Consider the following 21986-nt stretch of genomic DNA (forward strand, 5'->3'; position numbering starts at 1 on the left):
TGAAGATTTTACAAGGTTACATTTATTCCAAAAAGATATTTTTTTGGAAGTGCGTATTCAACGGTTTCAGGATCGAGCCCAGAAAAACCGGTGAGTGTTAGTGGATTGTCCACGGAGCCAAAAAGCTGGACTCCTTTCAGCTTTAACTTATCGGTAATTAATTTAGGAAACGCATATCCAAGTGTTAGGTTACGCATTCGGAAAAACGACGCGGTCTCCAGATATCTTGAGGAAACTTTGTTGGAATTATTTGTTCCTCCATAAAAAGCCAATGGATGCGTTGCATCTGTATTTGTTGGAGACCACCTCGACCAGCCTGATTTAAGTTCCATCTGATTATAGGTTGGATAGGCACCGTCGGCATCAAAAGTCTCCCTTCCGCTATTATAAATCAATCCTCCTTCAGAGAAGGCGAAGGTTGCTCTAAGGGAGATTCCCCGAAAGGACATTGTTGAATTCAGCCCGCCAAAAAAATCAGGCGTTCCTTTTCCTACAATCTGCAAAGGGGCAAGATTATAGTTTCCAGTCAGCCCAACTTCTCCGGTTTGAGCATTAATCGTTTCCCATTGAGGGGCGCCAGTCGATGGATTGACACCTGCCCATTTCTTCATATAAAAAGTGCTGATGTCAAATCCGGGTCTATAGAGATAGTTCCCGTTCACCTGATCTTTATCCCCATAAAGCTTTTTCACTTGGTTTACGTTTTTGCCAATATTGAACTCCAAATCCCAGTTGAAACCATTCTCTGCCTTAACTAATCCGGCACCCAAAGTAAATTCAATCCCTCGGTTGCTTATAGAACCAATATTATCAAAAATACTATTGTAGCCAGATACCGCAGCCAATGGAACACTGCTCAGCAGGTTGGAAGTGCGTTTCTGGTAAACTTCAATACTTAGGTTTAACCTTTTCCATATGCCCAGCTCTACCCCTGCGTTAAAGTCGTAGGTCTGCTCCCAGGTCAGATTGTCATTGCCCAATTGAGAAGGGAAAGCCGTAGGCAGGCCATTATATTGAGCACTTAGAGAGTAAAGAGAATATTGTGGATATAGCGCTGTAGGCGTATTACCCACACCACCGTATGCCGCTTTGATGCGCAGATAATCAATGGCCTTTGCATTAAAGAACCCCTCGCGGTGGATGTTCCAAGCCCCCCCTATGGAAAAGAAATTTCCATATTTATTTTCCTTTCCAAATCTGGATGAACCATCTCTTCTAAAAGAAAGCTGCGCAAAGTATTTATCAGAAAAGTCATATGTCCCACTGAACAATAAGGACTGAAAAGCGTAATCATTGGTAATTCCTGCTATCGTAGTCGGCGATGATGTTGCATTGATAACGCTGGTTCCGGGTACTATGCCCTTTCCTGTTGCGCTCAAATCATTGTACTTATAGTCACTGTATTCATAAGCCATCAACGCTGAGAAACTATGATTTCCTATTTTTTTATTATAGTTCAGCATCTGGTTTGTAAACCTTGTCACCCTTTTTGATGTGCTGTTACTGAGCCTGCCCTGATCCGCTGAACCATTTGTCGATCGGGGATCTACATAACTGTTACCATCACCATGATAATAGGTTAGATTATTCGTAGATCTAAAACTGAAATCTTCTGAAATCTGATAATTCAAATCACCATTGATCATGGCATTTGCTACCTTATTTTCACTAAAATTCCATTGCAAATTATATAGGTAATTATTCAAATCCCGGCCGAACCATTTCGTGCCATTGATTTGTGGATTTACAATAGCACCGTTTTGATCATACGGACTATCCCATGGCATATTCCTGTACATATCATACAAACTATGTTCCCTGCTTTCTGTAGCGGTATAGGTGGCCGATATTTTAGGGCTAAAGGTTATCCTTTTGGATATCTTATAATCTACATTTAATCTTCCGGAATAGCGTTCGTAATTATACCCTTTCACCGTACCCTCTTCCTTAAAATACGTCCCTCCAGCATATATTTTTGCTTTCTCAGAGCTTCCCAGGTAGCTAAGATCATACTCCTGTGAAGGCGCAGTTTGGGAACCAATCTTCACCCAATCGGTATTGGTTTGCGCTACCGCCGGTGTATATGATGCGGGGATGGCTCCTTGATTACTAAACCCAGTGTACAAGTCAACAAGCCCCTGGGCATCGAGGAGTTTAAAATTCCCCATGTTAAAGGTTGATACACCCGCTTTTGCAGAAATTGTAAGTTCGCTACTGTTGGGTTTTGCCGTTTTGGTTGTAATCACTATCACGCCGTTTGCCCCCCGGGAACCATATAGAGACGATGCAGAAGCATCTTTGAGCACTGAAAGGGTTTCAATATCGGTAGGATTAAGATTTGGTGCACCGTGCTGAATCACACCATCCACCACATAAAGTGGATCCAGTGTTGAATTTAAGGAAACCCTTCCTCTGATTCTTACTGTTGGTGCAGCTCCGGGCCTACCACTTGAGTTCACAACACTCACTCCGGGGACCTTACCTTGTAGCAGCGAGGATACATTTGGAGATGTCGCATCATTTAATTTTTTACCGCTAATTTGTGTGATGGAACCCGTAATGGCTTCCCTTTTTTGAGTGGAGTATCCAGTAATAATAATTTCGTTCAATTCACTTTGTTCAGCAAGTAAAACAATGTTAACCGTTTTAGACTCTCCCAAAGTAATTTCCTTTGTTAGATAACTTACAAAAGAATATACTAAAACTACTGGACTGATTGAAGTAGGAACATTAATGGAATAGTAACCATCACTGTTACTTATTGCGCCTATTTTTGTCCCTTTTAAAATAATGGTTGCGCCGACTATGGGCTGATTGGTATCGTCAGTGATTCTCCCAGAGATTTTTTGGCTGTTTAGCTGCTGACTTAATCCTACTAGAGGAAATAAGCATAAGGCGATAACCACAAGGATAAAATGGGTTGCCAGATGGTAATTCAATTTCTTCATTTAAGTATGTTTGAAATAAAAGGTTGGTAAACTTGGTCTGGTATACAAATGATTTTAATGAGCGGATATTTGATTATAATTTTTTAATTATGAAGGCGAAGAGAATATATGATCATAGTGTCGTAATTAGAACACATATACTATACTTATATTAGTATTTATAAACAAGATTCGCATAAGTTTTCAATGTTTATGATCAAACCCTCTATACTATTTAAAAATTTGCTTAGGAAGAATAGCCGTCCAAGACTTTGGAAGTTCTCGGAGACCAAAAATGTATGCCAGTACGGCCGCTGTATTTTTGTTTCGGCTAATAAAGCTATCTGTTAAGCCAAGATTTCTAATTTTTTGTCCAGTAATGGCCCAGGGTGTTTGCATCTCCGCCATACTTACCCCACCGTGTCCGCTACCTATCCCACCATGATCAGTAATCAGGAGGAAGTAAGTATCATCAAATAACTTAGCTTGCTTTAGTTTATCGACTAACCCCCCAATGGCGTTATCGGCCTCTTCAATGGATGAGATATATTCAGGCGACATCCATTTGTGATTATGGCCTGCGTGATCAGTGTGTACACTATATAAAAATACCAGACTTGGTTGATTTTTATTTTGCTCGATAAACGCTAATGCTTTTGCATAATTGTCCTGATATCGGTCACCTTTTTCAAATGAGACCTCATCGATATACTTTTGATTGATTGGGTTGATCAATTCTGCCCAGTTGTAATAAAAAGCAGCTTTAGCATTCCTTTTCTGATCTTTTAGTACCTTAAAAATAGATGGACTATATCCATCCTGATCAACTTCAATCGCTTTTAAAGGATGATTAGCCAGTGTCCAGTTATTTGCTGTTATCCCATGCTCCTCAGGTCCCTGCCCAGTCAGATGGCTTGTCCAATTGGGCAGCGTTACTGATGGCATTACTGGTCTGTTGGAGAGTGTGATGGTGCCTTTGGCAAACAGCGCATCAATGTTGGGATGTTTGGCTGCTCTGAACCCTTCTGAACTTAGCCCATCTAGGCCAATGATTACTACCCGCTGTGCAAATGTTGTGGAAGCCAGTAACAATAATAGTGTTGATAATAAAGTTTTCATACGTATTTTTATTAGTGAATGTGTGTAGTTGATGTATTATGTTTGGATGCTAGAAAAATCACTAACGTAGATACTATGCAGGCTGCGCCAACTATTATAAAAATAGGATGTGTACTTCCTGAAATGTCGATAATCTTACCGATGAGTGGTTCGCCCAGGGCTGCGAACAGGTAGCCAAACATATTCATGATTCCGATACCCGTCCCGGTAAGCCTAGAGCCCAACAGGTCAGGACTCAGCGGCCAAAAACATGCCTGCGGCCCGTATACGAAAAAACCCGCACCAAGCATTAATACTGCGGAAAGCAGGAAATCCTCTTTATTTACAAAATACATCGCCATGGCAATGAAGGCACTCGTGAGCATACCTATTTTAATCGCTCGGATCCGGTCCCCTTTAAATAGCGAATCTGATAGCCATCCGAACGTCAATGCGCCTAGGGCCATACCAAAAGGGAGGAAGAATGTTACCCATACGCTTTGTGGCTGTTGTTTCCAGTTGGCTCCCAGATAGTGGATGGGTACCCAAAAGATAAGCCCATAGCGAGCCATACTTTCAAAGCCAAAGGCCATGCAGATGAACAAAAAACGCTTGTTGCCCAATACCTGCCTGTAGCGATCCGTCCAGCTGTCTTCTTTTTCAGCGGTAAGTACGTTATCCGCTGCTTTATCTTGCTGGGGTTTATCCTTGACAAACAGAAAAAATATTGTGGCACCCACGAGCAAACACAGAACAGGAAGCCTGAACAGCATACGCCATTGGTAACCTTGCTGCAAAAGGATAATGGAGAGCACATAGGTAATCACAGATGAAAGGCCCGCCGACATGGTATAGAATCCAAACGCCTTACCACGTTCTTCTTTTTGCCACCAGTTATTGATGATCTTTCCCCCCGGCGCCCAGGCCAGGGATTGAAAATATCCATTGAGGCCCCAGAGTCCCAGAATAATATATGCGTCATTTGAAAAACTGATGGCGATATTGGTAGCTATTGAAAGATAAGCACCCAGCGCCACCATTACTTTTGGACTAAACCTGTCGGCCATATTTCCATTGATCAACTGACCAAGCGCATAGCCGATTAACATCGCAAAACTGATCCAACCAATAAACCCGTAAGATACTTTTAGTTCTGCGCTCAATCCTGCCGCTGCCCAGCCGAAATTATGCCTTCCGGTGTAAAAAAATAGGTAGCAGCCCATGGTCAGTGCGAGCATGCTCCATTTATTTTTATTAGTCACACTCATGATTATTCGTTTATTTGAATTCCGACTCTTAAAGGTTTTTCCTTTACCGCGTAATCAAAAGCCTGTTGGGCTTGGACAAGTTCAAATTCCTTTGAAACAATTTCTTTGAAAGGGAACTTTTGATGGTACTGCGTAATGAAATTCACAGCATATACAAAATCATCAAAATTATAGTTATGCAGACCCTTCACCGTTATGAGCCGCCTAACAATTGATTCAGCATCTACTTGCACTTTACGGGTATTAAAAACAGCCCCTACCCAAACGGCTATCCCCCCAATGTTGAGGGCTGCAAGTCCAGCTTCCATTGCATCCGGCGAGCCACTCATATCAAAAACAATGTCAGCGGCATTAACCAGGGCATCATTTGTAGCGGTATTATAAACAAAATCGGCGCCGAATGCCACCGCCTGGTTCAGGCGGGATTGCTGGAGGTCAGCCACATGTATGGATTCTGCTCCCTCTTGTTTGCAGATGGCAGAACAAACCAGTCCAAGTAAACCACTTCCGGTAATCAATACATTTTTACCTGCTACTGATCCTGCCAACCGCACCGCCCCTGCTACAGTGGCCACCGCACAATTAATAATCGCGGCCACGGGCAGTGGAATATCTTCGGAAATTCTGATTACTGCTGTACCCTTTTTTAATATGCAATGCGTAGAAAGTCCTCCATGCAAGGCGTCTTGCCCGGTAAGCAGGGCATGTCCGTATTTAAAAAGCCCATCTGATTTTTGAGGCATGCCAGCTTTAGCCAGCTGGGTATTAGGGTCGCTTGCAAAAATACTCCAGGTAACCCGGTCACCAATCTCAATATTATTTCCAAGATAATCCTGGTGCACCCCTGAGTCAGCGAACGCCAGCACTTCGCCAACAATTTCGTGTCCTAAAACGGTAGGCATTTTTTCATTTCGAAGGCCACAAAAGGTATGTAGATCACTTCCGCAAATTGAAGTGTAGCGGTTTTTAACCAGGATTTCACCGGGATGGAGTGAGGGTATAGAGTGTTCTTCGGGAGAAATTTGTTTTCCGTGTCCATAGAAAACCATTGTCTTAGCTGAGTTCATAACGCTTCCTTCAAGGATAACCGTGATAGTTGTAATACTTAGTGATTTGCTTAAATTAACGGTAACAATTCCTCGAGGCTATCTATAATATAGTCTGGTTTTGCCATTTTTAATTGTTCAGGCGTGTGTGCACCTGTTGTAATGCCTATACTCAATCCGCAATCCGCATTCTGTCCCTCCTCGACATCTATGGCAGAATCACCGACCTTTATTACACTGCTGGGATCTTTGATGGCAAAATGCTCCATGGCATGCTCAATCATATCTGGGAAAGGCCTGTTACGGGATACGTCTGAGGCGGTCACTAGAAGATCATACTCCTGCCCTTGTGCCCAACCTAGTTTTTGCAGGATTTGGCTGGCAGTTGTCCTATCATACCCAGTATCAAGTGTGATTTTTATACCTTTACTTCTTAGTTCAGAAAATACTTCCCTGGCTTTAGGCTGAGATGAAATTTGCTGCGTGGAGTAAGTCTCGGCCAGCTCGATCTGGAATTGATCGTATATGGCCTTGGTGAGCGGGTAATCATGAATACCTGCTGTTGCAAGCACAGCGGCAATCGCCTGCTGTTTTTCCTTCCCTGCTCCTACCTCCAACACATCCTCGAGGTTGAAATTAAAGCCCTTATCATTAATAGCTTTCAGAAGCGTTTTATAAACCAGATTGTTTTCATCTACTGTCGTTCCGGCCATATCAAAGACCACCATTTTCGTTTGTTGTTTATTCATTTTAAATAAATTGCATTTTTTAAAACATTGTGATTAAATCAAATATAATAAAAACAATTACAATGTTTAGCAAAACTAAACATTGTTAATAAAAAATAAACAACGGAAAGGATTAAGTTTATGTTAAGCTATTGTGATCCTTCGAAAAAGTAAATGACAAGCATGGTTGTTTTAGTTTTTCCGGAATTTGTCGGCGTATGGGGAATTCTTCCATCAAACAGTAATGAATCCCCAGCGTGGAGCTCATACATCCGGTTACCAATATTATAGGCCACAGACCCGGCAATGATATATTTATACTCAAATGCATCTGTTTCGACCATGGGTCTCTTGGCATTAGGTTCGAGTTCTAGGAGCACCATATCAACAGTTCCTTTATTCACAGATTGGCTGAAGATTCGTTTGTATAGGAAACCATCCGCATCTTCTTTTTCAAACGATTCATAATCCGAAGCACGCTTGATGATAACAATAGGCTTTTCATCAAAACTGCTAAAATCTTTAAAAAATGCATTTAGATCTATTCCTAACGCTTTTATGATATCGATCAACACGATTAGCGATGGTATTGTACGAGAATTTTCAATTTGGGAAATAAGCCCCTTGCTAACGCCCGCTTTGTCCGCTAGCTCCTGCACAGTTACATTCTGTTCCCTGCGTTTTTCTTTTATTTTATTGCTTATCTGAACTAAGGTATCTTCTTTCATAAAATGAACTTTCAAATAGATTATTATTGATTAAATTGTTAGATAAAACAAACATAAAGCTATACAAAGTTAAGTAATTATAAACTTGACCAGTTCGTTTTTTATGTTTTGTCGACGATTTATCATTTGGCTGGATTTGTTGATAGCCATAGAGCTTTCCCTAAAATCACACATATTGTCAGAAACTATTCTACGTAACTCTCTTCTGGATATATCAACGCCATTGACCCCTTTCTCGCCAATTTACAAATTGGCAACAATCAATACCTAAGAAAAAATCTTTTGTTAGTAAGAGGGGTCAATCCACTCCGGTTTATCCGATTCATGTCCAATATCCCCAAATAAGATAAATCTAAGACACTGTCTGTTGCATACTTAAAAAACTGAATATAAATTTAATTGCTTTCTAATCAGATATGCTTTTATAGTTTCCTTTCCTAAAGATACATTCAAACGGAACCGGCAATTCATTTCATCCCTACGTCTATAAAAAATCGTATGAATTGAGTGGATTTGTAAGTGGATTGATGATTCCGGCGCAAATCATTTGTGGCATAGTATGTATATGGACGTATGAAGTATTAGTAAGGATAAATAAAGAAAATCTAGGTCTCCTCTTACGATTAGCCAATGGTCTTTGTTTGATAACTTTAAGATCTTTTCTTTTAAAAGGTTACTCTGAACATAGTTTGCAATCTATTTCGGAGATCCAGTTAGCCAATCCATTAAAATACTAGCATGCAAAGATTTACATAATGCTTTTTGTTAATTGAGATCATTCCACTTTGTTTATCCAGTAAATGACCTGAAGCGCGGAGCGCGCCAAAATGAACGGAGAAGCCTGACTCCTCTTCTCCGTTATAATGGTAAACTTAATTTTTAAAATTCAAACATAAATCAAAAACCTTTTGAGCGCGAATGGAGGCCGTGCCGGTTAATATACTTTTGAATTTTTGTTCTGTACTGGAGAATTTGCGTACATTCTGAAAATATCCGGTCACCGCATTATACGCACCAAACAAAGTTCCTTTAGTTGTCGCTTCCCGCTGAGAGGGTGCGCTTTGCGCATACTCAATTACTTCATCTATGATATTAGTATAATGAGCGGAAAGGTATTCAGTTTTTCCTTGCTGAACATTCTCAAGAACCTCTCTACTTGGAGCCATTGCAAACTCTATCAATTTTTCACCTGTTCATCGCTGATGCGGATTTTTGCCCAGTGGTTGTATAGCTGTTCGAGTTCATTGGAAAGCTGGCTCGTCATACCCATAAGTTTGTGAGCCTGTCTGAGCCTGTCGTTAGCACTCACAGTGTGCCTGATTTTAAAGCTATTCTGATGATTTCGCATTGCTGCATTCAGCGGTTAGGGTGAATTCGAGGGTCGCCCCTCGAACTTCCCCACAGATCTGGACGTGCCCCTTTCAGGGCATCCAGCTCCCAGACTTAACTTATCCGCATAATGTTGTTTGCGGTGAAAATGCTTGTGAACTAATTGCATATTTGACAGCTTATTATCCGTCCGAATTTTGTTCTTATGGTGTCTTTCCCATGATTCGTACCAGTGTAGCTTACTTGTACAGATAGGACAATATCCACCCTGTATGCTGTAAAGCCGCTCTGCCATTGACCCCGTTAGTATTGCATTTCTGCAACTCCAATATTCGGTATCACCATCAAAAGGACTTCTTGCCGTTTGAACCTTTCTCCACTTTACATCTGCACTAATGTCAAATATGCCAAATGAGACGTCACCAAGTATAAAACGGTCTACTAATCTACCTCTGCGTTCCACCTTCCCTACATACCGTTTCATAAAGTCATGTCTGCTACTCCGATGTTTGTGCACGTCTTCATACGCTTTGTAAAGGACTGTGTCCAGTTCTCGCCTTAGCTTCATAAAGCCGTAGGATGCATCCATTGCCCATTTGTAGTACTTCAGCCACCCGTTGACCATCATTTTCATATGGTCTGCTTTCTTAGTAAGTTCAATTTTGTTACTGTACTCAAATAGTCGAACCATTTTCGTCCATTCTCTGATTTTCTTTGCGAAAGCATACACCTTGTCAGGATCGGGGTAAAACGTGACTTTATATTGCTTGCCATGTTTCCCACTTTTCCATTTATCGAATACAAAACCAAGAAATTTGAAGCTGTCACCTTGATGGAATGCTACCTGCCTTGTTTTGGCTTCACTTAGCTTTAAGCCTCATTTGTCCAGTATCGCTGGTACTACTTCCCTTACCCGTCCTAAGTAGTCTTTATTTTCACATACAATAACAAAGTCATCTGCATATTGCATAAATCCTACTGATGGGGCATGTTCCCTGCATCTGTTCTTAATGTTACTAACAAAACTCACAAAAGGCTTAAGATTTCTATCCTTTGGCGTTCTGGTAGTAATCAGGTGTTCATAGAGTTCAAAATCGATACCCCATAATCCGATATTACATAATAGTGGGCTAATCACTCCGCCTTGCGGTGTACCTGCTTCAGTTTCATGTAATATACCGTCGTCAATATAACCGCATTTGAACCACTGATTAATTGCTCGCAGAATGTTATTGCTAGTTCCTTTCAATTTATCCAGTATGTACTGGTGATTGAGGTTATCAAAACACCCTTCTATGTCAGCGTCTAGCACCATTACTTAACCTTTACGGTTCTTTAGATTGTGCCATACTGCCATACAAGCATCAGTGGTGCATCTCCCAGGTCTGAACCCATAGGTGTTCTCGCTGAATTTTGCTTCCCATTCGGGTTCTAGTGCAATCTTGACCAATGCCTGATAGGCTCTGTCTTCAATTGTTGGAATTCCTAACGGTCTTAACTTACCGTTTGACTTTGGGATGTAGGTTCTTTTCAATGGTTTTGCCTTGTAATCTTTGTCAAGGTTCAACCTTTGCGCTAAAGACAATCTTTCCTCATTGCTTCGGATAACTGCCTTGTCTACACCCGCAGTGTTCTTTCCTGTGTTTTCAGAGGTAACTCTTTTTACACTTAATAATCTGGCATACGGGTCTTTCAGTAAATCCCTCTGTAATTTTCTTACTTCGGTAATATTACTGGCAAGCGTTGCCCGATACATTTGATTTTGCTTCCGGAAGATACTTTGCTCAACTGTTTTCCAGTCGATGTCTTCCCATCTGTTTACTTTCAGCATTTTAGTTACTTTCATTTGTATCCTTTTGTTAAATCCACAACGAATTTGGCTTATCTGGTCAACCGTAGCCAACCAGCTTTTGCTTGGTCGTTGTTCCTACCCGATATATCACATTCGTTCAAGAGTACTTTTTGCTTCCCAGCAAAGTGATATTCGGTTTCCTCGTTCCTTTAACCAATGTTTGCCTAAACTTAGACTCCTCTCTATACCGCCAGTCGTGTACAAGCTTATGAATACCCTCTAACAGATTGGGCTCCTGTTGACTGGAAGACTGTACCATACGATGTGGGTACAGCGTGCATGCTCACGATACCTTAACGAGGTTATCATATTTAGTTCGTCCCATCTTTCTCATGCGGCATCGCTCCGCTGGATTGACTTTGCTCCGAGCTTCTCACTCCCTGTTCTCTTGGCAGGTTAAGGGCCGGATGGACTTTATTAGATAAGCCGCTAACACCAGCATTCCACTGGATTGATTAAAAGTTAAATCCACCCTTACGGGTGAGACCCGTACAGCTTATTAGGCTGCACAACGAGTCGCACTGTTCTGGCAGACGATCCTCACGGGGGTAAATGCTGCAGTTATGCTGCCATAGCCATCATGTGAGGTGGTCAAAAAGAGATACTGTTCAACCAGGTCATCTTTACCAACCCTGATGTAATCAGGCAATTTTGCGGTTATAAAAATCCGTTCACCACTGCCCAATGCTCCTGCTTTTTCATATCTGATACCTCTGCAATCGCTCACAATGCTATCAAAAAAAGTGAAAGCATCGCTATTCTGGACCACATGATAATCTTTACCGAGCCTGTCCCCGAGTATGTCACCATTATCCGTTCGGTAGGTGAAAAATGACTGGGCGGAAGTAATTTGTTCCCCACCTGGTAATATATGAGTATTGGGCGATTTAGCGACTTCGAAATCAAGTCCTGCATATCTGATGGCTTCAGCGCTTGTTGGATATTGTTCTACAACTGTTCCCAAACCATGCCATGCTTTCTGTTGTACGGAAAAAAAACTATGCTTACCGTTACTTTCGTTATAATTCAGGTTATGCGCCATGATTTCTATTTTTAAGGTTTCTAACTTTAGTTGTTGATATTTCAGAATGGATCACCTTGACCTTTGGGGTATTTGTGATAAAAAAGCGGGAGGTTTTCTCCATTTCTTGCAAAGTCTCCTCAATGTGTCCATGCTGGGTACTCACTTCAATGCGGACGATAAAAAATATTTCTTCTGTTTTCATGTTCTTAATTTTTATAGTTATTTATAAAGCCCTGGTATTGACTATTGAAAATATTTGGATATTGTCCCCTAAAATTTTCAGTGTAGCTTTTTCAGTATAGTTGGTCCAGGAGGCCAAAGAATGTATATTACATAATGATTGGTTTATAGTATACCCTGCACGAAGTGGACAGGGTATGATCTTGATTTATGCAGGAATTTTAATTTCCGCTTCAATTTCTGCCAAACGGCTGGTACACAAATCTCGCACAAACAGGGCGACTGCTTTGATAATTACGGGGTTCTTGGTAGAGAACTTATTGCGTTTATCGTCGGTAATCTCGATTTCACAACCCTGATAATAATTGGAGGTTGTGTCTTCAGCTTCCTGTTTTTGCTCAATTTCGAATTTATCGAGGTTATTAATAGTATGCACCAGTCTACCACGCTGCACCATGCGGCGGTGCAGTTCCTCCACCAGTTTTAGTGTACCCTCGAGGTTGAGTGTGGGGCTACTTTTGGCTTCCGACTTTTCGGACGCTGGATTTTCCGCTTTAGTTATCGCTGGTAAAACGATTGCTCCAGCATTTTTGGATACTTCAATGATTGACTTCGTAGCATCCTTAACAATTTCTGAACTTGCCACTTCTTCTTTTGGCTCGTTTTTATTGGCTGATATATTATCAGGATTGTTGATGGTTTTACCTGCCATTGGTTGATATATTGGATTTTTGACGTTTTTAAGATCTTTAAAGTCTGTCTTTCCGTTCACTGTATTGATTCCTTGATTTTTCATGATTCTTGATTTTTGATGTTTGATTAAAAATGTTTAAATGATTTCCTCTATTGGGACAAATTTTAGCCATCGCTCCGCTCGGCGGAGTTGGTTGGTGGGCTTCTTCCTTTTATTGTATCCATCGCATTTCCTATTTATAAGTCAGTCGGCAGGAGCCTCCTGGCTTTTTGTTAAGCCACCGCTCCTGAATGCAATTCCACTGCAAGGCAAGACTTTGCGAAAAACAAATACGCTTTGGAGCGCAGCGAAGAAAGGAAGATTTTTTTTCGGCAAACAGAAGGCGCCGGTCTTGCCGGCAGGGGAATTGTTCAGAAATTTGCAACCCAAAAAGCTTGGTCAGCACTTTGAATCACATCGTAACAGAAGAACTAAAAAGAGAGAAAAAGAAAAAATGAACAGAAAAAAAGCACCTATAACTTTTACGCTATAGATGCTTTCGGTTTTATATGAGGCCTTCGTCCTTAAAACTGTAGTAGTTGTCCGGGCAAACGATAATATGGTCGAGCACCTGGATATCAAGAATCTTTCCGGCCTCAATTAGTCTTTTGGTGAGCCTGATGTCCGCTTCGCTGGGTGAACTTTCCCCTGAAGGATGATTGTGACTGACCAGGATAGAATTTGCGCAGGCTTTCAGGGCTATCGCGAAGATAATTTTGGGGTCTGCTATAGTACCGGACAATCCGCCCTGGGACAGATTAACAATACCTAAAACCCGATTTCTTCGGTTTAAAAGGACAACTTTAAATTCTTCCAGCAGTGCAATTTTATCCTCGCTCCAGTTATCAAGAATAATCTGATAGGCGATATTTGAGCTGTCAATTTGCGGCCTTTCTGCTGCTTTAAATTTTGGTTTGTAGCTGATCTCGATTTCGGCAAGCTGATAAAATGAATTTTCCATAATATTTTGAATTAATTATGGAGCCCCGTCTGGTTTTGATTCCGCCAAAGCGAATGAAGCAACGGAATAAATGGAAATTGCGCAAAGGCCACAGGCGGGTTTATGCCGGAATTTCATGCGTGTGCCGGAATCAAAACCTAAATTTGTACCAGAAGTAAATGCAATTAATGATATAAGAAAACTTAAGCAATACCTTCAATGCTTTTGATCAGCAAAGTTTTCCAGGTCAGATATCCTAATCTACCGCAAAGCTCATTCACAAAATACTCACATCAGCGGAAACATCGTTGACCACCTGAAATAGGATTTTTTATTTTGAATTGTAACTCAGGTAAACAATTAGGTCATCTGAAGGGAAGCTTCTCCCTAATAGCGATTTCAAATGAACCGATTCAAGTTCTATCGCGGCATGTTTAAGAGTATCATTCATTACCCTTGAAAGGTTTTTTATGTGAAACAAAATCAGTTTCGAGAATTGCTAAAAAGGTTACAGTCATAGCGCAAAACTAATTTTGTAAATGATATTCACAAGTCAGAAAAACCAAGGCCCTATGGTTCAATGACTTTATTTTTTAGAACCTATAACTATACACAGATAAAATAACTATATATATGAAAAACCATCGTTTTTATCGATTATAAATCATCCCTTAAAATTGCCGTCAATGGGAGTACCAAGATTCATCATCAATATTGATATGAACTTTTACGGGCTGGGTTTTACTGCAATGGTACATTTCAAAATCTAATGTAGACATGGATGACATTTTCTATATAACTCAATCAGCCTCAATAAGTTTTAAATAAGACAATGGTTTATTAAACCAGATAAACAAAATTATAATCACTAATTTAATTAGCAAATTTAATTTAAACACTGTACGAATATTTATTTCAAATCACCATTAAAAGTTGCATTACTATGCTTAAAATAACCTTTGGAGTAGAAATCGGGTGATTATCTACTATTTATCCACAAATCCTGTGGATAAATGATTTATAAAATGCTAATATAATTAGTAATTTTACAGCTTAATTTATTGCCGTATGATAAGAGAAATGGAAATCCCATGGGATGTATCAATAGATACCTTAGATAACCCAGGTCGTGTTAGTGGTTTTATATCCCCTGCTGAGGATTATAAACAACGAAGGCTACATATTGCTCAGAAAATTGTTAACGATCCGACCAATACTTTTTACTTTGAAGCGGACGATGAGCAAATGCGCTATTTCGGTATTTTGAAAGGTAGCATTATCATTGTTGATAAATCGGTAAAGGTTTCTTCAGGAATGCTCATTGTTTGTTGTGTAGATGAGGAGTGGTTAACCAGAAAGCTTCTAATAAAAGGAGAAAACACTTATTTGTGTATCAATGATAGCATGGATGCCTGCTTAAATATTACTGGTAAAAATATTACCGTATTTGGTGCTGTTACCTGGACCTGTTTACCTCATTCGAAGCACAACAATGTTCGCACTGGCAGATTGTAATAACTTTTACGCGAGTTGCCACCGGCTTTTTGAACCTCAATATAATGGTGTTCCGGTAATCGTGTTGAGCAATAATGATGGCTGCGTAATTGCCCGGAGCAACGAAGCCAAAGCATGCGGCATTGCAATGAGGGCACCTTTTTTCAAAATAAGAGCAGAAATTAAACAACATCATATTGCAGTATTTAGCAGCCATTATACTTTGTATGGAGATATCAGTGCCAGGGTGATGACCAACCTGGCAAGGTTTACGCCAAACGTTGAGGTCTATAGCATCGATGAATGCTTTCTGGGGTTAACAGGTTTTAACAATCTTACAGAATATGCAAAAGAGATTAGGGATGCTGTTATTTATAATACCGGGATTCCAATCAGCGTTGGCGTTGCGCCGACAAAGGTGCTGGCGAAAATAGCAAACAAGACCTCCAAAAAACATGAGGGTGTAATGGTGTTGGAAACTGAAGATCAGATCCGCGTAGCATTATCCGACTATCCTGTTGAAGACCTTTGGGGAGTGGGAAGACAATTTGCACATAAGCTTATAAAAGGGGGAATTGAGACTGCAGCGCAATTCAGGGCCTTGCCAATGGATTGGGTACAAAGCAATATGACTATTGTGGGACTGAGGATGTGGCGCGAATTATGGGGAGAAAGCTGCATACCTTTAAAATCCGTTTTGGAGCCGAAAAAAGGCATGTGCACCAGTAGGGCATTTGGAAAACTGACAACAGATTACAACGAACTTAAAGAAGCCACCTCAAGCTATGCTGCAAGACTTGCGGTCAAACTCAGGCGGGAAAAACTTTGCACAAGCGTTATATCTGTCAGGCTTTTAACCAATAAGTACAAATCAGAAGCTCCTCAGGCCTTTCCTGCTATTACCATACCTCTGGATCATCCGGTAAACAATACCGTTGATTTGGTTAAGGTAGCATTATTTGGATTAAAAAAAATATACATGCGTGGTTACCTTTTTCAGAAGGTAGAAGTTACTGCCACTGGCTTGCTACCAGAGTCGGAAGTGCAGCTGAATATATTCAGCGACTGGAATGGTGCAAAGCATGATAAAATATCGGATGTGCTCGATAAGATAAATCTTCATTATGGCGCCGGCACCCTAAGAATGGCGGGTGAAGGCAGTAAGCAAAAATGGTCGATGAAACGGGAGTTTTTGCGCCCGAGCTATACAACAGATTGGAACGATATCATAAAAGTTAAATAATGAAAGAATTGATAGCATTCATCAAACGCTACCTGTTTAAAGAGGCAGCTACGCTAAATCAGATTAAGGATAAGCAAAAGGCTAAAAATAAAAAGTAAAACACCATAAGTTTGGTAATGTTATATTTGAATATTACAAGAAAACTATGTGTGCACGTTACACCTTAACAGCAGAGGAGAAAGAGATCCTGAAAACGCATCCGCACCAGTTGCAGGCTGAATGGACGCCAAATTATAATTTAGCTATCACCCAGATGGGGCTTGTCATTACCGCCGATGAACCAGATATTATCCAGCAGATGAGCTTTGGTATTGTACCCCATTACGCTGAAAGCCTCAAGCTGACGCGCGATACGTGGAACATCAAAAGTGAAACCGCTTTGGAGAGTAATTTATGGAGACCACTACTGACCAATCATAAAACATGCATCATCATTGCAGATGGATTTTATGAATGAAAAGATCTGGGGAAGGGCGATAAGCAGCCTTACCGGTTTACGGTAAAAGATAGAAAAATGTTTTGTTTCGCAGGACTTTGGTCGCAGTGGGTTGATCCTGAAACAAAAGAAAAATTCAGGACTTATGGGATTCTGACTACCGAAGCAAATTCCTTGGTTGCAGAGATACATACGAAACCACGTATGCCTGTCATCCTAACTAAACAGGAAGAAGAGATCTGGCTGAGCAAAACACTTTCAGTAACTAGCAAAATGACCGTGCTGGATACCTTTCCTGCTGAGCTGATGAAACGAACCAAGGTAGGCAAGAGGGTTAATGCAGTCTCTACCTTAAAGAAACCTAATAATGATTCAGATTTACTATTGCCTTTAAATACAGATGATGATGTTTAAAACAATCTGCCTGATGTATTGACCGCATGATGAGCGTGATCAAAATTGAAATAAAAAAAGTCCCGACCAATGGCCGGAACTTTGATAATTTCCCAAAACAGCATGGCTGTTATTTATCGCTATTTTTCTTTTCGGTGATTTCTGCCCTAATCTCCTGAGCTAAGCCTTTAAGATCCTGCATGCCTTTACGCACGCGTGTACCTGCTGCAGCATTACCATTTTCATAAAATTTAGTAACATCTGCTTCAATAGCGGACACAAGTTCTTTTACTTTTTCAAATTTTTCCATAATTGTTTTTTTGCTGACACACCCGTCAGTGATTATAAAATTTATTAGTTATTTTAAAACGAGTAGCTAAAGTACAAAAAGCATCTACACACCCAAGCCCTGGCTGGCAGAAACTTCTTTTCCCTTTGATTTTGTTACAGACTTATCTACAGCGGGCTCCTTTAAAAACTGTTCCCTTTTTTCTGATTTTCCATTGGCTGCAAACATATTTAGCTGCGAGTAACGTGGAACGGCCTCGATGTGTAATTTTACCTGTTCACCATTTTTCTCAACTGTAATGATGGGACGATCGCCATTCTTCAACTGGGTTTCCAATTTTTCCCTTTCCTTAGGATTCTCCAGCTCTTTGATGTTAAATTTATCAAGCACTTCTTTTAGGTTGAAGCCATAAGATGGATCATGATATTGATTCATATTAAAATTCATGTGTCGGTCCCTCGGTCCATCCAGGTCGAGCTTCATCCAGGCTTTGTACGGCAGCCCTCCTTGAGTAAGCATATCCTCGCGATAGACTGCCCTTCCCTCAATTAAGTTTACAGATTGGGAGGCGGTGAAGCCTTTGCCCCTTTCCACCCAAATGGTTTGTGGCAACGGCGGATTTCGGAAAGTCCTTCCAAACTCCTTATCCACATAATTGATCTTACCCTGTTCCATGGTGGCGAGCTTGGTTTTGTGGGCAGCATCCTTCCCTACCGCAAGTTCGGCGTTCCCGGAATGCTTTTTAAATACTTCAATTGCTTCCGCTACATTTTCCCTTTTATAGACATTATTTTTTCCCGCGGTTTCACTCGGCGAAATCACCAGATACTGCTGGCCAGCCTCCAAGGGTTTACCCTCATTCAGTGCAACATCATATTTATTTAAATAATAGTTTTCGGACTGACCGGACTGTTTGAAATACAAATTAAGATCAATCTGCCCCTTGTGACCATTGATCTGATCCTTTAATACAAACTCAGGAAGGTTCGCCTTCATGTTTTCTTCCATTTTCTCCTGCAGTTCCTTACTGAAACCCAGGTTTTTCATCTCCGATTTGAGATTTTCTAGATTGTTCAAATTCATAACATTGATTTATGGTTAACGATTTGCGCTTACACGCCACTATTAAAAAAAAAATGATCCACCGGAAAAGCTATTTTCCAGGTTGATTATCGCGAAGCAGCACCGGGAGTCCTGCTTTCACCTTCATTTTAACCCGCTTCACCTTTTTAGAAAAAAGTCCTTTGGCCGCGTCAATGCCTGCACCGGCAGCCTGCATGCCAATGGATTGATCCGTGGTCAAAAGTTGCAGGCTTCGAACGGCATCATCTGCTCCGCCCGATATCGCATTATCTACGATTGCATCAGGAGCCGCTATACCCCTGATGCCATCAAGGCTATAAATTGACAGGTTCACTGGGATAATATTATTTGCTATCCTGATGGTTTTAATGTCTACCAGCAACCTTTGATTAGTCAGGTTACAAAGGCCAAAAATCTCATGCCCTTCGGGCAATAAAACGCCGGAAATGGTCACCGTATCAGAAAGCACTAATTTTAGCACAGCGCCCTGTATGAGGGTTTGCTTGGCTGCGACCTGCGCCGGAATGGCTGCAAACTCCTTTTCAACAGCTTCATTCACGCCGCTTAGATAAGCATCGCGAACCCTTTGCGGGTGCTGAATGTCCAGTACCTTTTCGAGCATGCCGCTAAGCTGCTTCATCTCCTGGTCCTCAGCGCTCCCCCCTTGCATCGTAGACATTAGTTTTTCTAGCCTGTCCACATCTGTGCTCATACCAGGCACCTTGATACTACGATTTCTCGCTACAGGAGCAATACCCTGGTCAACAGGGGCATTCATCTGCGCCTGAAGCTGCTGAAGTTTTTGATCAATATCCTGAGTCGGATCTTTGGGACTGTCGGCGCTAAAGCCTAAGCGATTGGCAACGTTTTCTAGATACTGATCCTTTGCATGAGATGAATCAGTCTGGCTTTGTTGATAGATTGACATCTTATCCGCAGCTTTCTCTTTACCGAAACTGGCTTCAGGGAGACGAGCATTAATTTCGGGATTTTTCTTTTCGCTTTCCTTGGTGCCTCTTCCACCGCCCATGGCATAAAAAGCCAGGCTCAAGAATGGCAGCAGCAATACCGGGAGCATGAGCAGAAATTTTCGCTTGTCCCTCATTTTTTGGTTTTCCATATGATTGGTTTTATTTAGTGAATGGCATTAATGATTAATATTAGTAAAGCTGCGCTGGTCAGCACGCTGAAGACAGTAAGCAGCGCAAGCATCGCCTTTGCGGAAAGGTTGCGACACTTTGTGTTCAGGTAATCCGCCAACTGCCGCTGCCAGATGAGGACTATTCCCCTGACCTCCAACAAAACGTTACCGAGTCTTTGATTCGATTTCAACTTTCTTTTCATCTTGAAGGGTTTAGCGGTTCATCATGATTATCCAGGGTTTGCCAGCGTTGGATTAAAAACCCATGCGGATTATTATCTGAGCGGGACACATTCCGCAGCGTTCCTGTTGTGACCAGTTTTCGTCGAATGGTTGAACTGGATCGAATGAGGCGCTGGGTAGCATAACAAGTGAACACATAAGGATAGGCATCCAGGTCAACCAGCGTACTATCCACTAAAATTTCCTGGGAGATATTGGCCGAAATGAGGTTATTAAAATAACCCTTTTCCTTCAGGTTATCATAGGCTCGCTTGGCACTTTCATCTGCTAGATTCAATGCAGCATTAATATTGGACTGGATCACCTTTTCATCCGGATCAAGAGAAAAAAAATAATGATGGAACACTTTAACATGATCGCGTATTTCTACGGCGATATTATCCTTTCGGTCCCCTGCCGCAGCTTCCAGCACTTTTCCATTAGCCAGGATATACACCTTTTGCTGCGCCCGATCCACCATCGTAAATCCTTTATAAATGGAGAACCCTGAAATCAATAAGCAAGCAATGATCATCAAAAGACTAAACCGTTTGATGTGGCTAAATGCGGTATCGATATTTTTAAATTGTGTAAACATAGGATGTAGTATTTAAGTGGATTTACCTGATATTTTATCTTTGTGGTAGGAAGACTGATCAGGAAAATAATCGCCCTGTCCAGCAGCGGCATAACCCTGAGACTGTAAACGGGCTTTGTCTCCAAGGGCATCTGCAACCATCCCACCTGCACCAGTGGCAGCACTCATAGCTGAGCTAGGTGCGGCAACAATGAGAGAATTAACCTTGGTCAGGATTGCATTTCCGCCCCCTGCATGTACCACGTAATTGGCCACATTAGGCACCGAAAAATAGCCTACGATACCGATGATGAGAAAAACCAGATAAGCGGTATCGGTTGCTGAAAAAAAAGTATCGCCCTGCGCTTCGATTTGCGAAAGATCGACTTTGATCATGTTCTCCTGAATCTTGCCCAGGATGCTGCCAAAGATATTGGCGATGGGCAGCCAGAGAAAAATGTTCACATACCTCGCGAGCCATACTGTTAGCGTTTGCTGAAAGCCATCAAAGACGGCAAATCCAAAAACCAGTGGTCCCAGAATAGCCAATACGATTAGAAAAAATATCCTGATGGTGTTGATGCACAGCGACGCTGCCGCGTATAATACCTCCAGCACTTCTTTCAGCCAGCTTTTTATGGAATTGCGGAGATTGTAACTTTGTTTCTCCATCCAAAACTGCATCGAATTGCCTAGCCCATCTAAGAATGATTCATCGTCCCGATTTGGATCCTTTGGGTGGGTATATTTATACCATTTATCGCTATCGCCGTTTCCATTCTCCCCGACATACATCTGCCAATTTTTAGATTTTCTGATGGCTGCTTCCTTTAGTTTCAGCAATCTTTCAATCGCCTTATTGCTATCCGACACCATCGCACCGGTTGCGCTGACGGTTGGTTTAAGTACACCGTTCATGATGCCGAGTACTACGGGAAACATCATAATGCACATACCCAGCGCAAAGGGACGAAGCAAGGGATAAAAATCGATGGGTTCTGCGGCAGCGATCTGACGCCATACCCTACTGGCGATGTACCATAAGGCGCCGAAACCCGCAATCCCCCTGGCCACATCAATGAGCCTTGTGCTCAAAGGAATCATTTCCCCATATACATTATCCAACACTGCCTGCATGCCATTGAGCTCCCCTGTTATTCCTTGAGAGAAAACCATTGAAGGCAGAAAACAAAGGACAAAGGCGATGCCTGCACGCTTAGAAAAGCCAATAAATAATTTTTCCATAATCCTAAAT

At 41.4% G+C, this 21986-nt stretch carries 17 protein-coding genes and 4 pseudogenes; 4 read left to right on the plus strand and 17 right to left on the minus strand.

Annotated features, from left to right (window positions below):
* Window positions 1–8: 8 nt before the first annotated feature.
* The 11 genes and pseudogenes from R2Q70_RS19220 to R2Q70_RS19270 all read right to left on the minus strand — a co-directional run bounded on the left by R2Q70_RS19220 (window position 9) and on the right by R2Q70_RS19270 (window position 12976).
* On the minus strand, window positions 9–2948 hold the full coding sequence (locus tag R2Q70_RS19220; RefSeq protein ID WP_316809172.1) for a SusC/RagA family TonB-linked outer membrane protein: 2940 nt from the start codon (window positions 2946–2948) through the stop codon (window positions 9–11).
* A gap of 210 nt (window positions 2949–3158) precedes the next feature.
* Window positions 3159–4046, minus strand: a complete 888-nt coding sequence (locus R2Q70_RS19225) for an alkaline phosphatase family protein (RefSeq protein WP_316809173.1) — start codon at window positions 4044–4046, stop codon at window positions 3159–3161.
* An 11-nt stretch (window positions 4047–4057) separates the two neighbouring features.
* The gene (locus R2Q70_RS19230; RefSeq protein ID WP_316809174.1) at window positions 4058–5293 is read right to left on the minus strand and encodes an MFS transporter; all 1236 of its coding nucleotides are present in this window, start codon (window positions 5291–5293) and stop codon (window positions 4058–4060) included.
* Between the two features lie 2 nt (window positions 5294–5295).
* Window positions 5296–6360 (minus strand): zinc-binding dehydrogenase, encoded by a 1065-nt coding sequence (locus R2Q70_RS19235; RefSeq protein ID WP_316809175.1) that lies wholly within the window; start codon window positions 6358–6360, stop codon window positions 5296–5298.
* Window positions 6361–6410: 50 nt separating this feature from the next.
* The gene (locus R2Q70_RS19240; RefSeq protein WP_316809176.1) at window positions 6411–7088 is read right to left on the minus strand and encodes a phosphonatase-like hydrolase; all 678 of its coding nucleotides are present in this window, start codon (window positions 7086–7088) and stop codon (window positions 6411–6413) included.
* A 128-nt stretch (window positions 7089–7216) separates the two neighbouring features.
* Window positions 7217–7795: an XRE family transcriptional regulator gene (locus R2Q70_RS19245; protein ID WP_316809177.1), complete on the minus strand. Its 579-nt coding sequence runs from the start codon at window positions 7793–7795 to the stop codon at window positions 7217–7219.
* A gap of 872 nt (window positions 7796–8667) precedes the next feature.
* Window positions 8668–9143: pseudogene (locus tag R2Q70_RS21920) on the minus strand (DUF932 domain-containing protein).
* A gap of 858 nt (window positions 9144–10001) precedes the next feature.
* Window positions 10002–10970, minus strand: a pseudogene (locus R2Q70_RS19255) (reverse transcriptase domain-containing protein).
* Window positions 10971–11496: 526 nt separating this feature from the next.
* Window positions 11497–12018: pseudogene (locus R2Q70_RS19260) on the minus strand (DUF932 domain-containing protein); the annotation flags it as partial.
* Window positions 12008–12202 carry a hypothetical protein gene (locus tag R2Q70_RS19265; protein ID WP_316809179.1) on the minus strand — a complete coding sequence of 65 codons (195 nt, stop codon included), beginning with the start codon at window positions 12200–12202 and terminating at the stop codon, window positions 12008–12010. The pseudogene R2Q70_RS19260 and the gene R2Q70_RS19265, both read right to left, overlap by 11 nt.
* A 186-nt stretch (window positions 12203–12388) precedes the next feature.
* Window positions 12389–12976, minus strand: a complete 588-nt coding sequence (locus R2Q70_RS19270; protein WP_316809180.1) for a hypothetical protein — start codon at window positions 12974–12976, stop codon at window positions 12389–12391.
* A 37-nt stretch (window positions 12977–13013) separates the two neighbouring features.
* Between R2Q70_RS19270 and R2Q70_RS19275 the strand changes: the two genes are divergently transcribed.
* The gene (locus R2Q70_RS19275) at window positions 13014–13406 is read left to right on the plus strand and encodes a hypothetical protein (RefSeq protein WP_316809181.1); all 393 of its coding nucleotides are present in this window, start codon (window positions 13014–13016) and stop codon (window positions 13404–13406) included.
* Window positions 13407–13418: 12 nt separating this feature from the next.
* Here R2Q70_RS19275 and R2Q70_RS19280 read toward each other — a convergent pair whose 3' ends face one another.
* Window positions 13419–13874, minus strand: a complete 456-nt coding sequence (locus R2Q70_RS19280) for a JAB domain-containing protein (protein ID WP_316809182.1) — start codon at window positions 13872–13874, stop codon at window positions 13419–13421.
* Window positions 13875–14921: 1047 nt separating this feature from the next.
* On the opposite strand from R2Q70_RS19280, the gene R2Q70_RS19285 reads away from it, so the two are divergent.
* The 3 genes and pseudogenes from R2Q70_RS19285 to R2Q70_RS19295 all read left to right on the plus strand — a co-directional run bounded on the left by R2Q70_RS19285 (window position 14922) and on the right by R2Q70_RS19295 (window position 17440).
* Entirely contained in the window at window positions 14922–15368 is a 447-nt protein-coding gene (locus R2Q70_RS19285; protein ID WP_316809183.1) for a LexA family protein, read from the plus strand.
* The gene (locus tag R2Q70_RS19290; protein ID WP_316809184.1) at window positions 15346–16590 is read left to right on the plus strand and encodes a Y-family DNA polymerase; all 1245 of its coding nucleotides are present in this window, start codon (window positions 15346–15348) and stop codon (window positions 16588–16590) included. Before R2Q70_RS19285 ends, R2Q70_RS19290 begins: the two co-directional genes overlap by 23 nt.
* A gap of 145 nt (window positions 16591–16735) precedes the next feature.
* Window positions 16736–17440: pseudogene (locus R2Q70_RS19295) on the plus strand (SOS response-associated peptidase).
* Window positions 17441–17549: 109 nt separating this feature from the next.
* On the opposite strand, the gene R2Q70_RS19300 reads toward R2Q70_RS19295, so the two are convergent.
* The 5 genes from R2Q70_RS19300 to traJ form a co-directional block, all read right to left on the minus strand.
* Complete coding sequence (locus R2Q70_RS19300; protein WP_316809185.1) at window positions 17550–17729, minus strand: histone H1; 180 nt, start codon at window positions 17727–17729, stop codon at window positions 17550–17552.
* Window positions 17730–17813: 84 nt separating this feature from the next.
* The gene (locus R2Q70_RS19305; RefSeq protein ID WP_316809186.1) at window positions 17814–18791 is read right to left on the minus strand and encodes a hypothetical protein; all 978 of its coding nucleotides are present in this window, start codon (window positions 18789–18791) and stop codon (window positions 17814–17816) included.
* Window positions 18792–18861: 70 nt separating this feature from the next.
* Window positions 18862–19911 carry a conjugative transposon protein TraM gene (gene traM / locus R2Q70_RS19310; RefSeq protein WP_316809187.1) on the minus strand — a complete coding sequence of 350 codons (1050 nt, stop codon included), beginning with the start codon at window positions 19909–19911 and terminating at the stop codon, window positions 18862–18864.
* A 220-nt stretch (window positions 19912–20131) separates the two neighbouring features.
* Window positions 20132–20752 (minus strand): conjugative transposon protein TraK, encoded by a 621-nt coding sequence (traK, locus tag R2Q70_RS19315; protein WP_316809188.1) that lies wholly within the window; start codon window positions 20750–20752, stop codon window positions 20132–20134.
* Window positions 20753–20764: 12 nt separating this feature from the next.
* Window positions 20765–21976 carry a conjugative transposon protein TraJ gene (gene traJ, locus R2Q70_RS19320; protein WP_410478389.1) on the minus strand — a complete coding sequence of 404 codons (1212 nt, stop codon included), beginning with the start codon at window positions 21974–21976 and terminating at the stop codon, window positions 20765–20767.
* Window positions 21977–21986 lie beyond the last annotated feature (10 nt).

It is taken from the genome of Pedobacter agri (genome assembly GCF_032678665.1).
Classification (GTDB): domain Bacteria; phylum Bacteroidota; class Bacteroidia; order Sphingobacteriales; family Sphingobacteriaceae; genus Pedobacter; species Pedobacter agri_A.

Bases quoted from the DNA above. Each gene is read 5' to 3' on its own strand.
- R2Q70_RS19275 (WP_316809181.1), top strand. From the start codon at position 13,014: ATGATTTCCTCTATTGGGACAAATTTTAGCCATCGCTCCGCTCGGCGG.
- R2Q70_RS19225 (WP_316809173.1), bottom strand. From the start codon at position 4,046: ATGAAAACTTTATTATCAACACTATTATTGTTACTGGCTTCCACAACA.
- R2Q70_RS19245 (WP_316809177.1), bottom strand. From the start codon at position 7,795: ATGAAAGAAGATACCTTAGTTCAGATAAGCAATAAAATAAAAGAAAAA.
- R2Q70_RS19220 (WP_316809172.1), bottom strand. From the start codon at position 2,948: ATGAAGAAATTGAATTACCATCTGGCAACCCATTTTATCCTTGTGGTT.
- R2Q70_RS19265 (WP_316809179.1), bottom strand. From the start codon at position 12,202: ATGAAAACAGAAGAAATATTTTTTATCGTCCGCATTGAAGTGAGTACC.
- R2Q70_RS19240 (WP_316809176.1), bottom strand. From the start codon at position 7,088: ATGAATAAACAACAAACGAAAATGGTGGTCTTTGATATGGCCGGAACG.
- R2Q70_RS19230 (WP_316809174.1), bottom strand. From the start codon at position 5,293: ATGAGTGTGACTAATAAAAATAAATGGAGCATGCTCGCACTGACCATG.
- R2Q70_RS19235 (WP_316809175.1), bottom strand. From the start codon at position 6,360: ATGAACTCAGCTAAGACAATGGTTTTCTATGGACACGGAAAACAAATT.
- R2Q70_RS19285 (WP_316809183.1), top strand. From the start codon at position 14,922: ATGATAAGAGAAATGGAAATCCCATGGGATGTATCAATAGATACCTTA.
- traJ (WP_410478389.1), bottom strand. From the start codon at position 21,976: ATGGAAAAATTATTTATTGGCTTTTCTAAGCGTGCAGGCATCGCCTTT.
- traK (WP_316809188.1), bottom strand. From the start codon at position 20,752: ATGTTTACACAATTTAAAAATATCGATACCGCATTTAGCCACATCAAA.
- traM (WP_316809187.1), bottom strand. From the start codon at position 19,911: ATGGAAAACCAAAAAATGAGGGACAAGCGAAAATTTCTGCTCATGCTC.
- R2Q70_RS19280 (WP_316809182.1), bottom strand. From the start codon at position 13,874: ATGGAAAATTCATTTTATCAGCTTGCCGAAATCGAGATCAGCTACAAA.
- R2Q70_RS19305 (WP_316809186.1), bottom strand. From the start codon at position 18,791: ATGAATTTGAACAATCTAGAAAATCTCAAATCGGAGATGAAAAACCTG.
- R2Q70_RS19270 (WP_316809180.1), bottom strand. From the start codon at position 12,976: ATGAAAAATCAAGGAATCAATACAGTGAACGGAAAGACAGACTTTAAA.
- R2Q70_RS19300 (WP_316809185.1), bottom strand. From the start codon at position 17,729: ATGGAAAAATTTGAAAAAGTAAAAGAACTTGTGTCCGCTATTGAAGCA.
- R2Q70_RS19290 (WP_316809184.1), top strand. From the start codon at position 15,346: ATGTTCGCACTGGCAGATTGTAATAACTTTTACGCGAGTTGCCACCGG.